Source organism: Allobosea sp. OK403 (assembly GCF_900113835.1).
Classification (GTDB): domain Bacteria; phylum Pseudomonadota; class Alphaproteobacteria; order Rhizobiales; family Beijerinckiaceae; genus Allobosea.
Genome location: NZ_FOQV01000008.1, coordinates 41,105 through 56,651, shown reverse-complemented (window position 1 = coordinate 56,651; position 15,547 = coordinate 41,105). Strand labels below are relative to the sequence as shown.

The following is a 15,547-nucleotide window of genomic DNA, read 5'->3' as shown; positions in this document are numbered from 1 at the left end:
CGCAATGGGGTTTGCGATGCGATGGTCCCTGGTAATGGCCGCAATGCTGGGCAGCGTCGTTCTCGCCGTGCCGGCGATGTCCCAGCAGGTGCTGCGCGCGGAACCGCCACCCGGCCAGCTCAAGGGCGGCGAGGTCGTTCTGGTCGATGACGGGCGCTGTCCGCAGGGGCAGGTCCGCGAGGTGACGGGGGCGAGACAGCAGAAGACCCGCGACTCGCTGGCTTCGGCGACGTCTGGCTCAACTCGCTCGCGCCGCTGCGTCCAGCGGCCGCGCTGAAGGCAGCGTCGGTCCCAGAGCCGTCTCGAGCGAAGTGGATACCGGTTCGCGTGAAGAAAACGCGTTGAAACAAAAGGCGAGAGCCATTGACCGATCGAAATAGGTCGGAATTGCTCTAGCGCCTGATCCCTGGCATCTCGACCGGCAAGCCTTTCACCCGCGGCGCGAGAAAAAGCTCCGGCGCGCGGTATTCTGGCGCGCCGAGATCGAACGAAGTGGCGCGGGCCTCGAGCGAGCAGGCACGCAGGCTGCGATGCTGCGATGCTGCGAGCGCGGCGCGGATCGTGACCCGCGCCGCACTCATCGTTACGCCTTGCGCAGACCGGCGTTCTTCAATGGCAGGTCGCGGATGCGCTTGCTGGTCGCGGCGAAGATCGCGTTCAGAACGGCCGGAGCCGCGACCGCAATCGTCGGCTCGCCGACGCCGCCCCAGAAGCCGCCGGATGGCATGTTCACCGTCTCGACCGTCGGCAAATGCCGAAACGCGCCGAATTTCCCGCTACGACGCCATCTTCATGTCCTGTTTGTCGTCAATGACGGCCGCAAGCCATCGGCCCGCCGGTCCCAAGGCATCACGGCAATGTGACGTTTTCTTCGCCAACAGCCCCATCTGCGCAACAAGGTTCTCCCATTGCCGGCCATCACGCATTTTTCCTCGCCGCCTTGCCTTCAAGACGCTCGCAAGGCGAGGGTTGCCCTCCAAGCGAATCAGTCTCAGCGAGGCGCGACCGGAATGCCTGCGCAGGCGGGGCAAGCCCCCTCTCCCATCCGTAACCGTGGCCGCGCCGCGCCCGCCGGGCGCGCGCTCACAGCCTGGCTGGCGGCTGTGCTGTTTGCCCTCCTCCTCGGCTCGCTTCAGGCCCTGGCCCAAACGCCCGACCCCAATCCCGGCCGGGCAAAACTCGATGCCGCGCGGCTTGAGCTGAACCAGATCGAGACGACCCTGGCGGCCCCCAGCCCAAGCGATTCCGACCTGCAGCGCCAGAGGCTGCGCTTGCAACCGCTCCTGGAGCAATTGCGCGGGATCGTCGAGGAGCAGGGCCCCCGCGTCGACCAGGCCAAGTTGCGGCTCGATCAGCTCGGCGCCAAGCCCGACGCCAATGCGCCGCCCGAAAGCGCCGAGGTCACGCGCGAGCGCGACGTCCGCACCAAGGCCTTCGCCGATGCCGACGAGACGATGAAGATCGCCCGTGCGGCACAGCTCCAGGCCGAGCAGCTCCAGACCGGCATCAGCGACAAGCGCCGCGATCTCTTCGCCAAGGCGCTCTTCGCACCAGGCCCGTCGATCCTCAGCCCGGAACTCTGGAGCAATGCGCTGACCACCTTGCCGGAGGATCTGCGCGCCTCCGGCTATATCTTCGGCGGCTGGCTGTCGGTCTTCGGCGATGCCTTGTCAGGCGCGCGCGGCCTGTTCGTCGCCGTCTCCTTCATCGGTGCGATCCTGCTCTACGTCGCCCGCGCCCGCTACCTGCCGCGCTTCAAGGCGCATGTCGGCGCGAGGGAGGACCCCGGCAGCCTGCACTGCCTCTATGTCGCACTGACCCATCTCGTCGCCGGCGCCGCCCCTCCCGCTTTGGCGAGCTGGCTGATCTATTCCGCGCTCAACACCACCGGATTGCTGCCGCCGCGCATCCAGCCCGTGGTCTGGGCCGTGGTGATCGGGCTCGCCAGCTTCGCCTTCATCCAGGCACTGGCCGACGCTCTCTTCGCACCCGGCACGCCGCAGCGCCGCCTCGTCAGCGTGATGGATTCGACTGCGCGCACCGTCGTCTGGATCGCAAGCTCGCTCGCGCTGGTGATGGCGATCGGCAAGGTGATGGAAGCCTGGCTGCAGGCGATCGCGGCCGGGCTCGCGGTCTCGATCCTGATCAAGGGCACCCTCGCCATCGTCTTCGCGCTGACCCTGATCGCGGGCCTGTATCAATTGCGCGATGACGACGAGGTCGAGGAGGAGGCTTGCCTGGGTCCCTATGTGCCCGTCGACGGCGCCAGTCTCGGCCCTGTGCGGATCCTGGGTTGGGTCGTCGGCCTTGTCATCGTGCTGGCGGCGCTCAGCGGCTATGTCGTCTTCGCGACCTTCCTGACCGAGCAGGTGCTCTGGATCGGCGTCCTCGCCTGCCTGTTCATGCTGTTCTATCAGTTCCTCGAGCTCGGTGTCGCCCGGACGCTGACTGGCAAGGGCCGCTTCGCCCTGACGCTGAAGGCCGGTATCGGCATTCGCGAGGCGACGCTGCAGAAGATCGCAGTGGTCGGCACCGGTCTTCTCAAGCTGATCCTGATCATCATCACGATCATGCTGGCGCTGGCGCCCTGGGGCCTGGAGTCGGCCGACTTCTTCTCCTCGCTGCGCGCCGCCTTCTTCGGCTTCCAGGTCGGCGGCGTCACGGTCTCGCTGTCCTCGATCATCATCGCCGCCTTCCTGTTTGCGCTCGGCCTGATGGCGACGCGCTCGATGCAGGGCTGGCTCGACGGCAAATTCCTGCCGACGACGAAGCTCGACACCGGACTGCGCAATTCGATCACCACCGCCGCCGGCTATCTCGGCTACGCGGCGGCGGTCGCGCTCGCCTTCTCGTCGCTGGGCCTCAGTCTCGAACGATTGACCCTGGTCGCCAGCGCGCTCTCGGTCGGTATCGGTTTCGGCCTGCAATCGGTGGTGTCGAATTTCGTCTCCGGCCTGATCCTGCTGTGGGAGCGCCCGATCCGCGTCGGCGATCAGGTGGTCGTCGGCGACGCGGAAGGTATCGTCAAGAAGATCAATGTGCGCTCGACCGAGATCGCGACCTTCGACCGCTCATCGGTGATCGTGCCCAATTCGAACCTGATCTCGGGCGTCGTCCGCAACCGGGTCCGCAACGACCGGACCGGGCGCGTGCTGATTTCGATCGCGGTACCGCGCACCTATGACCCCGCCGAGGTCCGCACCATGCTGTCGGAGGCCGCCACCGCGCATGGCGACGTGCTGCAGAAGCCGCCGCCGACCGTGCTGTTCAAGAAGCTCGGCACCACGACGATGGATTTCGACCTGATCTGCGTCGTCGCCGAGGTCGATATCGTCGGCCGCGTGACCAGCGACCTCAACTATGTCATCCACAAGCGCCTGGCCGAGATGGAGGTCGCGCCGCCTGTCCCCGAACTCGCGGTCAAGGGACTGGAAGGCATCGAGCAATCGCTCGCCGGCATCGCCAAGGCGGTCGGGCGCGAGATCGAGGCGCGCAAGCCGGCCAAGTCCGCCGCGCCGGCCCGTCGCGCGCGGCACCACAAGAGCGAAGACGAATCCACGGAGGAGGCCCCTCCGGAGCCGCAGCCCTCGCCCGAACCGGCCAGGGACTTCGCGAAAAACGACAGCAAGGAATGATGCGATGTTTTGTTTCCCACGCGGCGGGCGGAAAGCTCTCGCCGTGACCTGTCCTGCCTTGCTCGCCGGCGCGCTCGCGGTTCTGAACCTCGCCGGCTGTACGGAAGCCCCCCGCGCCAGTCAGCCGGCCTTTTACCGCGATCTTGGCTCGACCTCGGCCCGCGTCGACACCGGCGAGGCGCGCGCCATGATCTCGGCCTATCGGATGAATGCCGGGCTGAACGCGCTGACGCTCGACCCGGCCCTCAATGCTGCGGCCCAGGACGAGGCGAGCGCGATGGCGGCCGCCGACAAGCCGGCCCAGGCGGAAGCCGTGAAGGCGCGCCTCGCCCGTGCCGGACAGGAGGGGGCGGAAGCCAATCTCTCGGCCGGCTATCGCCGGTTGGCGGAAGCCTTCTCCGGCTGGCGCGATTCGCCCCAGCACGACCGCGTCATGAAGACGCCGGGCGCGGCCCGCATGGGTATCGCGACGGCCTATGCGCCGGGCTCGAAATATCAGGTCTACTGGGCGCTGATCCTCGCGCCCTGACCGAGAGAGAGACTGCGCTGGGAGAGCCGCAGCCGGTTTTCGCGTCCGGCTCTGGTCATTCGATCGCGAAATCGAAGATCGTCTTCGGAAAGGGCTCGTTCGCCAGGGTGAAATGCCACCATTCGCGGCCATAGCCGCGAAACCCCTCGGCCTTCATCGCGTCCCGCAGGATCGTCCTGTGCCTGAACGCGTCCGGACCGACGGACGGATCGCGGCCGGCGCTTTTCGCCGAAAAGCAGTCGAAGCTCGTCCCAAGATCGAGACTCATTTCCTGGGGTCGTTCCTGCAGGGGACCATCGCAGCGCCCGCCTCTTGCGGGCGTCGGCAAGGCAGGTTCATTGCGGCTGACGAGGCCGACATCGACGGTCGATCCGCGCGAATGGCTCGACACCGAGGCGATGAAGCCGCGCGCGACCAGCATGTCCTTGGCAACATCGGGATGGAAAATCCGTCCGAAATCGCTTGCCTTCCCATCCTGCGCCCAGGCCAGAAAGGCCCGGACCGCCCGCGCCGGCCGGTAGCAATCGAACAGCTTCAACGCATAGCCGGACGTGCCCAGCCGCGCCTCCACGCGGATCAGGGCCTGCCCCGCCGCCTGCGTCAGCACGCAATCGGCACGGCCATAGCCGGCGACAGCTGCGCCGGTGAAGTTGAAGGCGGATGCGTAGCGGATGTCCTGGCGTATCCCGGGAGCGATCTCGCGCAGGCGGATGAAGCCGCCCGGCAGCGCCTCGCCGGCCTTGGCGGGCGCAAGCGCGCTCAGGAGCAGACAACCGATCCAACCGAGCCGGCAGGTGAATTTCGTCGCCCAAGCGAGCTTCATCGCCGCGTCATGACCCGCGCGCTGTCCGTATGCGACCCTCTACGGCTTAGCCCCGAACGGCAAGGGCGGCGCATCCGCCTTCAGCACGATGCCGACGCGGCGGTTGAAGGCGAGGTAAGGGTTGTCCTTGATCAACGGATCGGTATCACCCTTGCCGGTGACCGAGGCGAAACGCTCATTGGGCACGCCGGCATTGGCCAGGATCTCGCGCACCGCCGCCGCGCGGCCGACCGACAAGGTCCATGGATCGCCCTCCGGCGACTGGCCTGGGCGCGGCGTCGCGGTATGCCCGGTCAGCGTGATCTTGTTGGGCAGGCGCCTCAGCGAAGGCGCCACCGCCGCGAGCACCTTGCGCATACGTTCATTGGGCTGGCTCGAGCCCTCCGCGAACATGGCGCGGCCGTCCTGATCGACCAGCTGGATGTCGATACCGGCTTCCGAGACCTCGACCAGGATGTTGCGCGAGACTTCCGCGATCTCCGGCATCTCGCGCAAAGCCTGGCGCAGCGAGGCCGCGGCGAGCGCGAAACCGCGATCATGCGTCGCCGCGATCAGCCCGTCTTCCTTCTGGTTGTTGTGGTTGGGCGCGGTCGTGTCGGAGGCGTCCTCCAGCGGCCGGATATAGGCGTTCTTGATATGGGTCTTGGTCGGGATGCCGTCGACCTCGACGATGCCGGCCAGCCGCATGTCCTTTTGTGTGCCGAAGGCCTCGCGCATCGAGCCCGCGACGATCTGCATCTTGTTCTTGTCCTGGCTCGAATAGGCCGCGACCATGACGAAGAACGCCATCAGCAGCGCCATCAGATCGGCGAAGGTCACGAACCAGCCGTGACCGCCATGGGCTCCGCGCTTCTTCTTCGCCACCGCTCAGGCCCCTGGATCACGCCGCATTCGGACGGAACCGTCCGAATGCGGAAAACCGGTTCCCACTTTTTCGCGCAATGCTCTCGTCATGCCGCCGCCATCTCAGCGCGATGATGGTCGGGCAGATAGGCGAGCAGCATCTCGCGCACCAGCGTCGCGCTCTTGGCGTCGCGCATCTGCAGCACGCCGTCGATGATCAGCGTGCGCGAGATCTCCTCTTCCTCGAGCTTGATATGCAGCTTGTCGGCGATCGGCAGGGTGATCATGTTGGCGACCAGCGCGCCGTAGAGCGTGGCGAGCAAGGCTGTCGCCATCGCCGGGCCGAGCTTGGACGGGTCGCTCATATTGGCGAACATCGAGACCATGCCGATGATGGTGCCGACCATGCCCCAGGCCGGGGCGCAGTCGCCGATGGCGCGATAGACCTTCGAGCCTTCATCGAGCCGCTGCAGGAAGTTGTCGCGGTCGCGCTCCATCGTGTCGCGGATGAAATCCTTGTCGTAGCCGTCGGCGATATAGCGCAGCCCCTGCGCCAGGAACGTGTCGGAAACCTCGACGCTTTCCAGAGCCACCGGCCCGCTCTTGCGGGCGATCTCGGCGACGCGGGTGATCTCCTCGATCAGCTCGCGCGGATTGACCGAACGCAGGGTGAAGGCGAAGCGCAGGCCCATCGGCAGGCCATGCGCGATCACCGAGAACGGAAACCGCACCATGGTGGCGGCAGTGGCGCCGCCGAAAATGATAATCATGGCGTGTTTGTCGTAATAGGCAGCGAAATTGCCGCCATCGATGATGATCAGCGAGCAGATCGTGGCGATACCGGCGAGGATGCCGACGCCAGTTGCGATATCCATGGAAACCACCTCGATCCGGCCGATGCGCGCCGCGCGAAACGCCCCCGCTTCTGCAGCGCAAAAACCTTAGAAGGCGGCCATTGAACGAAGCGTTAAGGTTGAGGCCTTGCTCACATCTCCACGTCAGCTAAAGCTCTGAGCATGTCTCTGTTTGCAATCTATACTCGTGTGCTCGGCGAGCTCGGTCCCGAAAAGCGGCTCGGCCTGATCTTGGCGCTCGCCAATATCCTGCTCGCGGCGGCGGCTTTCGCCGAGCCGATGCTGTTTGGCGCACTGATCGACAAGCTGTCAGTCGTGCAGGGCGCCGGCAAGCGTCTCGCCTGGAGCGACCTCAACGCCCTGATCCTGGCCTGGGTCGGCTTCGGCCTGTTCACCATCGCGGCCAGCGTCTTCGTCTCGCTGCATTCCGACCGGCTCGCCCATCGCCGTCGGCTCGCCGTGATGGCGAACTATTTCGAGCACGCGCTGACACTGCCGCTCGCCTACCACACCCAGACCCATTCCGGCCGCGTGCTCAAGGTGATGCTCGACGGCACCAGCGGCATGTGGGCGCTCTGGCTCTCCTTCTTCCGCGAGCATTGCGCCAGCCTCGTCGCGCTCTTCATCCTGCTGCCTTTCACGCTGTGGAAGAACTGGCAGCTCGGCCTGCTGTTGATATCGCTCGTCGTGCTCTTCGGCGCGTTGACCGCCTATGTGCTGCGCAAGACCGACAAATTGCAGAGTAATGTCGAGGCCTATCACTCGAACCTCGCTGAACGCGCCTCGGACGCGCTCGGCAATGTGCCGGTGATTCAGAGCTTCACCCGCATCGAGGCCGAGGTGCGCGGCCTGCGCTCGACCATTGCGAGCCTGCTCGAAGCCCAGCTCCCGGTCCTGTCCTGGTGGGCCATCGCGACTGTGGCGACGCGCGCTTCGGCAACGCTGACCGTGCTCGCGATCTTCGTCGTCGGCGCCTGGCTCTTGATGCAGGGCCTCACGACCGTCGGCGAGATCGTCACCTTCATGGGCTTCGCCACCATGCTGGTCGGTCGACTCGAGCAGATCGTCGCCTTCGTGAACTTCATCTTCATGCAGGCGCCGAAGATGCGCGAATTCTTCGAGGTGCTGGACACGTTGCCCGCCGTGCGCGACCTGCCCAGCGCCAAGGACGCCGGGCGCTTGTCGGGCGCGGTCGCTTTCGAGGACGTGTCCTTCTCCTATGACGGCAAGCGCGCCGCCGTGCAGGACGTCTCCTTTGCGGTGAAGCCGGGCGAGACCATCGCCATCGTCGGCTCGACCGGCTCGGGCAAATCGACCACGCTCGGCCTGCTGCACAGGGCCTTCGACCCGCAATCGGGCCGCATCACCGTCGATGGTCTCGACATCCGCGAGATCTCGCTGCTGTCGCTGCGCCGCAATATCGGGGTCGTCTTCCAGGAGCCGATGCTGTTCGCACGCTCGATCCGCGAGAACCTCACCGTCGGCAAGCCCGACGCGACCGACGCCGAGATGATGGAGGCGCTCGACCGCGCACAGGCCACCGAGGTGATGGCGCGCCAGCCCGACGGGCTCGACACTCTCGTCGGCGAACGCGGGCGGACCCTCTCGGGCGGCGAGCGCCAGCGTCTGTCGATCGCGCGCGCCTTGCTCAAGAACCCGCCGATCCTGATTCTCGACGAGGCGACCTCGGCACTCGACGCCGCGACCGAGGTCAAGCTGCAGAAGGCGCTGGAAGAGGTGATGAAGGGGCGCACCACCTTCGTCATCGCCCACCGCCTCGCGACCATCCGCAATGCCGACCGCATCCTGGTCTTCGAGCAGGGCCAGGTCATCGAGATGGGCTCCTTCGAGGAGCTCGTCGCCAAGGGCGGGCGTTTCGCCGCGCTGGCGCGGGCACAATATCTCGTCGCCGACAAGCCGGCGGCACTGGCGGAGGAGGCTACGAGCCCGCTGGCGGCCAAGATCACATTCGATTGAGGCGAACGCCTCGCCTCGATCTTGCATCGTTCTCGGTGCAGCAAACAGGCGAGCAAAACGCCATCCCAATGCGGTAAGCTGAGGCAGGTTGCCCTGGCGGCCAGTTTCCGCACGCCCTTTTCAAACCAATCATTTCGGGACGGCCCCTTGAATACCATGATCCTCCGCCTCGCCTGTGCCTGGACAACCGTTGCCGCTTTCCTGCTCTTCGGAGGCGGCCTGCTCGGCCAGCTCGGCGCGCCGCTGGCGTCTGCAGCGATCTTCCTGTGGCTGCTGGGGATCATCATCTGGGCGGCGTTCGGTGTGGTTCACGAGGCGGAGATCCTGGCCGGTCGGCTCGGCGAGCCTTTCGGGACGCTGATCCTGACGCTCTCGATCGTGATCATCGAGGTGGCGCTGATCTCGGCCGTGATGCTTGGGGCCAAGGGCGCGCCGACGCTGGGGCGCGACACCATGTTCGCGGTGCTGATGATCGTGCTCAACGGTGTGGTCGGCATCGGCCTGCTGGTGGGCGGCCGACGCCATTTCGCGCAGAGCTACAATCTGAAAGGCGCGTCTTCTTATCTCGCGGTGATCATTCCCCTGACCGTGATCCCGCTTGTGCTGCCGAATTTCACGACATCGACCAGCAACGGCACGCTGACGACGCTGCAATCGGTCTCTTTCTCGCTGTTCACCATCACGCTCTACGGCGCCTTCCTCGTGCTCCAGACCGGGCGCCACCGCTCCTTTTTCCAGGAGCCGACGCGCGAGCAGGCGCCGCTGCCTCGTACCGCCATGCCCAGCGATGACGAGCCCAGCGAGAACGACCACGGCCATGACGATCCAGGCGGCGCGACCGCGACGCATGTCGTCCTGCTGCTCGCCAACATCCTGCCGATCGTCATCCTGGCGAAGAGCCTCGCGGCGGTGCTGGATTTCGGCATCATCAAACTCGGTGCTCCCGTCGCGCTCGGCGGTATCCTGATCGCCATGGTGGTGTTCACGCCGGAATGCATCGCGGCGCTGCGGGCGATCAGTGCCAACCAGCTCCAGCGCGCGATCAATCTGTGCCTCGGCGCGGCGGCCTCGACGCTCGGCCTGACCGTGCCGGCCGTGCTCGCGATCGGCCTGTTGACGGGACAGGAGGTCGTGCTCGGCTTGTCGGGAACCAATATGGTCATCCTGGCGATGACGCTGCTGCTCTCGACGCTGACCTTCACCGGCACGCGCACGACGATGCTGGAGGGCGCGGTGCATCTCGCGGTGTTCTTCGTGTTTTTAGTGCTGGTGTTCAGCCCGTAAGGGCGCCGCTGACATCACCCCAGAGGTAATCGACCTCCGCCCCGAATGTCTCCAAGGTCTCCGCGAAGCACGGCAACAGACCCCCGCGAGAGAGACCGCCATGACCGCCTACGCCATTGCCCATCTGCAGGACGTCGATCTCGGGCCGGAGATTTTGAGCTACATCAGCACGATCGACGCGACCCTCATCCCGTTCGGCGGCCGCTTCCTGGTTCATGGGGCGACGCCAGAGGTCGTGGAAGGGCCATGGCCGGGCGATCTCGTCATGATCGCTTTTCCCGACATGGAGGCAGCGCGCGGCTGGTACGCTTCGCCCGCCTACCGGGAAATCCAGCCGTTGAGGACGAGGAATTCGACAAGCGTCACCGTGCTGGTCGACGGTGTGCCCGAGGGCTACAAGGCGACGCAGGTGCTAGCCAAGCTCGGCTGAACCGACCGCTCAGGCCGCCTTGCCGTTGACCGAAAGCTCGGTCTCGATGAACGCCTTGACCTCCCCGGCCGCGACGCCCGGTGCGATGAAGCTTTTGCCGATGCCATGCGCCAGGATGAAGGTCATGGCGCCGCGTTTGACCTTCTTGTCCTGCGCCATTGCAGCCACGATCTCGTCGGCGTGGCCTGCTCCGCCCGGGACCTGCTGGAGCCGGCTCGGGAGCCCGACCTGGTCGAGATGACGGGCGACGCGGACCGCGTCCTGTCCCGAGCACAACCCCAGGCGCTGTGAGAAGCGGAAGGCGAGCGCAAGCCCGATCGCAACCGCCTCGCCATGGACGAGACGCGCCGAATCGTAATTCGTCAATCGCTCCAGCGCATGTGCGAAGGTATGGCCGAGATTGAGCAGCGCCCGATCCCCCTCCTCGCGCTCGTCACGCGCGACGATCGCAGCCTTGGCCCGGCAAGCGACTGCCACCGCGTGGTCACGCTCGGGCCCGCCGGTGATGATCCGGCTCCAATTGATCTCGCACCAGTCGAAGAAGCCGGCGTCGTCGATCAGCCCGTATTTCACCACCTCGGCATAGCCGGCCTTGAACTCGCGCTCGCTCAGCGTGTCGAGCAATGCGGTGTCGGCGATGACCAGCGCGGGCTGGTGGAAGGCGCCGATCAGGTTCTTGCCATGGGTGGAGTTGATCCCGGTCTTGCCACCGACAGAGGAATCGACCTGGGCCAGGAGGCTCGTCGGAATCTGGATGAAGCGCACGCCGCGCCGCAGCACCGCGGCCGCAAAGCCGGTGAGATCGCCGACGACGCCGCCACCAAGCGCGATGACGAGATCCTGGCGCTCGATCTTGGCCGCCAGCAGCGCCTCGCAGAGCTCGATCAGCCTTGCATAGGATTTCGAGGCTTCGCCCGGCGGGATCACGATGCGGGTCGCCGCGATCCCCTCCTGGTGCAGGCAGGCCTCGAAGGCCGGGGCATGCAATTCCGCGACATGCGCGTCCGTCACCAGCGCTGCCTTCGCGCCGGGCGCGAGCCGCGCGATCAGTGCCGCCGCCTCGCAAAGCTGGTGGCGGCCGATATGGATATCGTAGGAGCGGCCTTCGAGCGCGACCGGAACGATGATCCGCCCGCCCGGGTTTTCGTGAGCTGGAATAGTCATGACTCTTGTGACCCGGATGGCGGTTGCCGCAGATACTGACCGAGCGCCGCGACGACATCCTCGACCACGACATCGAGGGGATCGTCGCGCGAAATCAAGGTGAGGTCGGCCAGCGCATAGACCGGCTCGCGCTCGGTCAGCATCCGGCGCAGCGTCGCGTCGGGGTCGGCGGTCTGCAGCAAGGGCCGGTTCGAACGCTTACGGACGCGGCGCATCAGCACATCCGGCTCGGCCTTGAGCCAGACCGAGATGCCGAGCTTAGCGATGCGCTCGCGCGTCTCGGCATTCATATAGGCGCCACCGCCCGTTGCCAGCACGAGCGGCGCGCGCGTGGTCAGGATGCGGCCGATCACCCGCCGCTCGCCGTCGCGGAACTCGGTTTCGCCGCGCTGGGCGAAGATCTCGGGGATGCTCATGCCCGCCGCCGTTTCGATCTCGGTATCGGCATCGACGAAGGGCAAACCGAGCCGGGTCGCCAGCCTGCGGCCGACCGCACTCTTGCCCGAACCCATCATGCCGACGAGCACGACCGCGCGCTGGCCCAATGCCGCACGCAAATCTTCGCGATCCACACGTAGACCCTTGCTATCTCGTTGGTCGAGCGTCTCGACAATCATCATTCTGGCATTTCCTCAACGCCCGTTTAGCATGAGCGATCACGCGCCGTCATGCCCTCACGAAACCTTGCCCTCCCCGCAGTCCCGCACCTGCCCTTGCGCCTTCCCCGCCGCTTCGGGAATAACCGATCAGTCCCGATTCCGGGCCAGAACTTCTGGGGGTCGCCACACCGTGCCGACGCTGTTCAGATTCATCGCCTTTCTCGCCATTCTCGGCGGGCTGGTCTTCGGCGGCATGGTCGCGCTGGTGACCTTCGTCCAGCCCGAGCCGCGCGAGATCATCGAGATCGTGCCGCCTGCAAAGCTGCAACCACGATGAGCCGCGAGGCCCGTGCGAGGCTGAAGGCCTTCCTCGACATGCTGGCGGCCGAGCGCGGCGCGGCGCGCAATACGCTTGAAGCCTATGAGCGCGACATCGACGACTACTTGGAATGGCTTGGCGGCAAGGCGCTGGGCGATCTTGCGGCGGATGATATCCGCGGCTGGCTCGGCGATATCGCCGCGCGCGGCCTCAAGGCGTCCTCGGCTGCGCGCAAGCTCTCGGCCGTGCGCCAGTTCCATCGCTTTCTCTACACCGAGGGGCTTTTGCCCGGCGATCCCTCGGCCGCCATCGAGGGACCGAGACAGGGCCGTCCCTTGCCGAAAGTGGTCTCCGTCGCCGATGTCGACCGGCTGATCGAAACGGCGCGCCTGGCGAGCGAGCGTGACGGCTTGTCGAGGCCCGCCCGCCTGAAGGCGCTGCGCATGCGCTGCCTGATCGAACTGCTCTACGCCACGGGCCTGCGCGTCTCGGAACTGATCGCATTGCCGCTCTCGGCTGCGACCACGCGCGAACGCTTCCTGGTGGTGCGCGGTAAGGGCGACAAGGACCGGCTGGTGCCCTTGAACGAGGCCGCGCGCGAGGCCGGGCTTGCCTATCTCGAGGCGCTGCGCCAGGCGGGCGGAGCCGACAGCCGCTGGCTCTTTCCCTCCGATGGCGACAGCGGGCACCTGACCCGCCAGGCCTTCGCCCGCGACCTCAAAACGCTCGCCGCGGCGGCAGGGCTCTCACCCGCCGCTTTGAGCCCGCATGTGCTGCGCCACGCCTTCGCCAGCCACCTCCTGCAGAACGGCGCCGATCTGCGCGTCGTGCAGGAATTGCTCGGCCATGCCGATATCGCCACCACCCAGATCTACACCCACGTCCTCGACGAGCGGCTGAAAAGCATGGTCCGCGACCTGCACCCGCTCGCCGACGAGAGCTAGTGTCAGATCTCACGAGGTTTGAGCCTGTTTCACAAGGTTTGAGCCTCGGGCCTTCATTGGCGTATTTGGTAGAACTCCTGCGAGACGCCAAGCCTGTGGACGTTCCGCAGTGTGAAGCAACTTTGTCCAATGTGGCTGCTTATGCCGACATTGGACGCCGATGAAGCCGGCATGGCGGCCCTTACCGCCTCGAATAGCAATGTATTACCGTGACAGATTGCTGGCATCGAAACGGGCAATGGCTGCCTAGGGTCGTCAACTGTTTTGCAAAGGGCTACGCCACCGACCCTGCTCGAGACGGTCTGACACGATCGTGAAAGGCGAGACCTTCGAACTCTTCCAAAAAAGAGATTATCACCATGATCCCGCCTTGCGGGTTTGTTGCTCTCACGCTGCGGCTGTGGAGCGGCAGACTGAAGACTGTGACAGGAGTCTGGCTTGGGTTGGGACGGGATAAAACTGCGTCACACGCAAAGCCCTGCGGGTTTCGCCCTGCTGGGAGCCCTCGGCCTGCTTTTCGCAGTGGCACCGGTCCAGGCGGCGGGGGATCGGGCATTGGGCGAATACCTCGCCTCTGAATGCACCTCGTGCCACCAGCTCTCGGGCCGCAGCTCCGGCGGCATTCCGGCGATCGTCGGCTGGCCGGAGGAGCAGTTCGTCGCAGTGCTCAACTCCTATGCCCGCAAGGAGCGGGACAGCCAGACGATGCAGGCCATTGCCGCGCGCCTGAGCCGCGACGACGTGACAGCGCTCGCCACTTATTTCGCCTCGCTGACGTCGAAGCCCTGAACCTGTGGAGGATGCGCTGATGAAACTCACGCGACGCAATGTGACAGCCGGCTCGGTCGCGCTGCTGGCTGCGAGCTCGATCGGTGCACCTGCAGTCCTTGGTCAGGCCAAGGCGCGCGTCGTCGTCGTCGGGGGCGGTCCAGGAGGCGCCACGGCGGCAAAATATCTAGCCAGGGACAGCAACGGCGCGATCGCCGTGACGTTGGTCGAGGAGAACGAGACCTACCAGACCTGTTTCCACTCCAACCTCTATATCGGCGGTTTCAAGACATACGATGAGATCGTTCATCGCTACGACGCGCTGGCCTCGGCCTATGGCATCGCGCTCGCCCGCAGCCGCGCCATGCAGGTCGACCGAGATCGTAAGGAGGTGGTGCTCGCCGATGGCCGGCGCCTGCCTTACGACCGGCTCGTGCTCTCGCCGGGTATCGACCTGAAATATGATTCCGTGCCCGGCTGGTCGAAGGAAGCTGAGGAGGTGATGCCACATGGCTGGAAGCCCGGCCGGCAGACGCAGTTGATCCGCGAGAGGCTCGACGCCGTACCCGACGGCGGCACCATCGTGATGATCGCACCGCCGAACCCTTATCGCTGCCCGCCCGGTCCCTATGAGCGCGCCTCGATGTTCGCGCATGTGCTGATGGCGACAGGCCGCAGCAAGGCCCGCATCGTCATCCTCGATCCCAAGGAGAGCTTCTCCAAGCAGGGCGTGTTCATGCCCGATTGGGAGAAGCGCTATGGCGCAATGATCGAATGGCTCGGGCCCAAGGTGCATGACGGCATCAAATCGGTCGATCCGAAGACAGAAACCGTCGTCACCGGCTTCGAGACCTACGAGAACTGCGCCTTCGTCAACGTCATTCCGGCCCAGATGGCCGGCGCGATCGCGCGCGATGCCGGGCTCGCTCCGGCTGGCGGCTATTGCGCCATCGATCCCGCGACGATGAAGTCCGTGGCGGATGCCAACATCGTCGTGCTCGGCGATGCCTGCAATGCCGGCGACATGCCGAAATCGGCCTTCTCCGCCAACAACCAGGCCAAGGTCGCGGCGATGATCCTGCGCGGCGAACTCGTTGGCGCTCCGACCTTTCCGGCGCGCTATCTCAACACCTGCTGGAGCCTCGTCGACACCGACGACGCCATTAAGGTCGGCGGTCGCTACGAGCCCAAGGACGGCCGCATTGCCGCGGTCGAGACCTTCATCTCGCAGCCGGGCGAAAGTACCGAGATCCGCCGGCAGACCCAGGCCGAGAACATCGCCTGGTACGACGCCATCTGCGCCGACATGTTCACGTGACGGCCGCCCTGCGAGGCCGGGGCCCCGCATTCAAAGCCGATCGACTGCCACGCCGCTTTT

General features: G+C 65.8%; 17 protein-coding genes. 10 read left to right on the top strand and 7 right to left on the bottom strand.

Going from position 1 to position 15,547, the window contains the following annotated elements; translation table 11 throughout:
* The first annotated feature begins 16 nt into the window (after positions 1-16).
* Entirely contained in the window at positions 17-277 is a 261-nt protein-coding gene (locus BMZ97_RS22440; RefSeq protein WP_139221288.1) for a DUF6719 family protein, read from the top strand.
* A 115-nt stretch (positions 278-392) separates the two neighbouring features.
* Here BMZ97_RS22440 and BMZ97_RS22435 read toward each other — a convergent pair whose 3' ends face one another.
* Both BMZ97_RS22435 and BMZ97_RS31340 read right to left on the bottom strand, forming a co-directional pair.
* Entirely contained in the window at positions 393-581 is a 189-nt protein-coding gene (locus tag BMZ97_RS22435) for a hypothetical protein (RefSeq protein ID WP_092174916.1), read from the bottom strand.
* Between the two features lie 2 nt (positions 582-583).
* Positions 584-733 carry a hypothetical protein gene (locus tag BMZ97_RS31340; RefSeq protein WP_175525669.1) on the bottom strand — a complete coding sequence of 50 codons (150 nt, stop codon included), beginning with the start codon at positions 731-733 and terminating at the stop codon, positions 584-586.
* Between the two features lie 277 nt (positions 734-1,010).
* Between BMZ97_RS31340 and BMZ97_RS22430 the strand changes: the two genes are divergently transcribed.
* Positions 1,011-3,635 carry a DUF3772 domain-containing protein gene (locus BMZ97_RS22430; protein WP_092174914.1) on the top strand — a complete coding sequence of 875 codons (2,625 nt, stop codon included), beginning with the start codon at positions 1,011-1,013 and terminating at the stop codon, positions 3,633-3,635.
* Positions 3,636-3,678: 43 nt separating this feature from the next.
* Positions 3,679-4,164, top strand: a complete 486-nt coding sequence (locus tag BMZ97_RS22425) for a CAP domain-containing protein (RefSeq protein ID WP_244546552.1) — start codon at positions 3,679-3,681, stop codon at positions 4,162-4,164.
* A 55-nt stretch (positions 4,165-4,219) separates the two neighbouring features.
* Here the strand turns inward: BMZ97_RS22425 and BMZ97_RS22420 are convergent, their stop codons facing one another.
* The 3 genes from BMZ97_RS22420 to BMZ97_RS22410 form a co-directional block, all read right to left on the bottom strand.
* Positions 4,220-4,987 carry a M15 family metallopeptidase gene (locus BMZ97_RS22420; protein ID WP_092174909.1) on the bottom strand — a complete coding sequence of 256 codons (768 nt, stop codon included), beginning with the start codon at positions 4,985-4,987 and terminating at the stop codon, positions 4,220-4,222.
* 39 nt (positions 4,988-5,026) lie between these two features.
* Positions 5,027-5,851: an OmpA/MotB family protein gene (locus BMZ97_RS22415; protein ID WP_092174906.1), complete on the bottom strand. Its 825-nt coding sequence runs from the start codon at positions 5,849-5,851 to the stop codon at positions 5,027-5,029.
* Positions 5,852-5,937: 86 nt separating this feature from the next.
* Positions 5,938-6,705 (bottom strand): motility protein A, encoded by a 768-nt coding sequence (locus BMZ97_RS22410; protein ID WP_092174904.1) that lies wholly within the window; start codon positions 6,703-6,705, stop codon positions 5,938-5,940.
* A gap of 141 nt (positions 6,706-6,846) precedes the next feature.
* On the opposite strand from BMZ97_RS22410, the gene BMZ97_RS22405 reads away from it, so the two are divergent.
* The 3 genes from BMZ97_RS22405 to BMZ97_RS22395 all read left to right on the top strand — a co-directional run bounded on the left by BMZ97_RS22405 (position 6,847) and on the right by BMZ97_RS22395 (position 10,375).
* Positions 6,847-8,661, top strand: coding sequence for a glucan ABC transporter ATP-binding protein/ permease (locus tag BMZ97_RS22405; protein WP_092174901.1), 1,815 nt, complete (start codon positions 6,847-6,849; stop codon positions 8,659-8,661).
* Between the two features lie 156 nt (positions 8,662-8,817).
* The gene (locus tag BMZ97_RS22400) at positions 8,818-9,945 is read left to right on the top strand and encodes a calcium:cation antiporter (protein WP_092174899.1); all 1,128 of its coding nucleotides are present in this window, start codon (positions 8,818-8,820) and stop codon (positions 9,943-9,945) included.
* Positions 9,946-10,045: 100 nt separating this feature from the next.
* On the top strand, positions 10,046-10,375 hold the full coding sequence (locus BMZ97_RS22395) for a DUF1330 domain-containing protein (RefSeq protein ID WP_092174897.1): 330 nt from the start codon (positions 10,046-10,048) through the stop codon (positions 10,373-10,375).
* 9 nt (positions 10,376-10,384) lie between these two features.
* Here the strand turns inward: BMZ97_RS22395 and aroB are convergent, their stop codons facing one another.
* Positions 10,385-11,539: a 3-dehydroquinate synthase gene (gene aroB, locus BMZ97_RS22390; protein WP_092174895.1), complete on the bottom strand. Its 1,155-nt coding sequence runs from the start codon at positions 11,537-11,539 to the stop codon at positions 10,385-10,387.
* Positions 11,536-12,054: a shikimate kinase gene (locus tag BMZ97_RS22385; protein ID WP_244546562.1), complete on the bottom strand. Its 519-nt coding sequence runs from the start codon at positions 12,052-12,054 to the stop codon at positions 11,536-11,538. Before BMZ97_RS22385 ends, aroB begins: the two co-directional genes overlap by 4 nt.
* A gap of 274 nt (positions 12,055-12,328) precedes the next feature.
* Here BMZ97_RS22385 and BMZ97_RS22380 point away from each other — a divergent pair, with 274 nt between their 5' ends.
* From BMZ97_RS22380 to BMZ97_RS22365, 4 genes are all read left to right on the top strand, one after another.
* A complete protein-coding gene (locus BMZ97_RS22380) occupies positions 12,329-12,475 on the top strand; it encodes a histidine kinase (protein ID WP_092174892.1) in 147 nt (48 codons plus the stop codon).
* Positions 12,472-13,401: a site-specific tyrosine recombinase XerD gene (locus BMZ97_RS22375; RefSeq protein WP_092174890.1), complete on the top strand. Its 930-nt coding sequence runs from the start codon at positions 12,472-12,474 to the stop codon at positions 13,399-13,401. The genes BMZ97_RS22380 and BMZ97_RS22375 overlap by 4 nt, the downstream gene beginning before the upstream one ends.
* A gap of 438 nt (positions 13,402-13,839) precedes the next feature.
* Complete coding sequence (locus BMZ97_RS22370) at positions 13,840-14,190, top strand: c-type cytochrome (protein ID WP_244546551.1); 351 nt, start codon at positions 13,840-13,842, stop codon at positions 14,188-14,190.
* 19 nt (positions 14,191-14,209) lie between these two features.
* Entirely contained in the window at positions 14,210-15,487 is a 1,278-nt protein-coding gene (locus tag BMZ97_RS22365; RefSeq protein ID WP_092175366.1) for an NAD(P)/FAD-dependent oxidoreductase, read from the top strand.
* Positions 15,488-15,547: the final 60 nt, after the last annotated feature.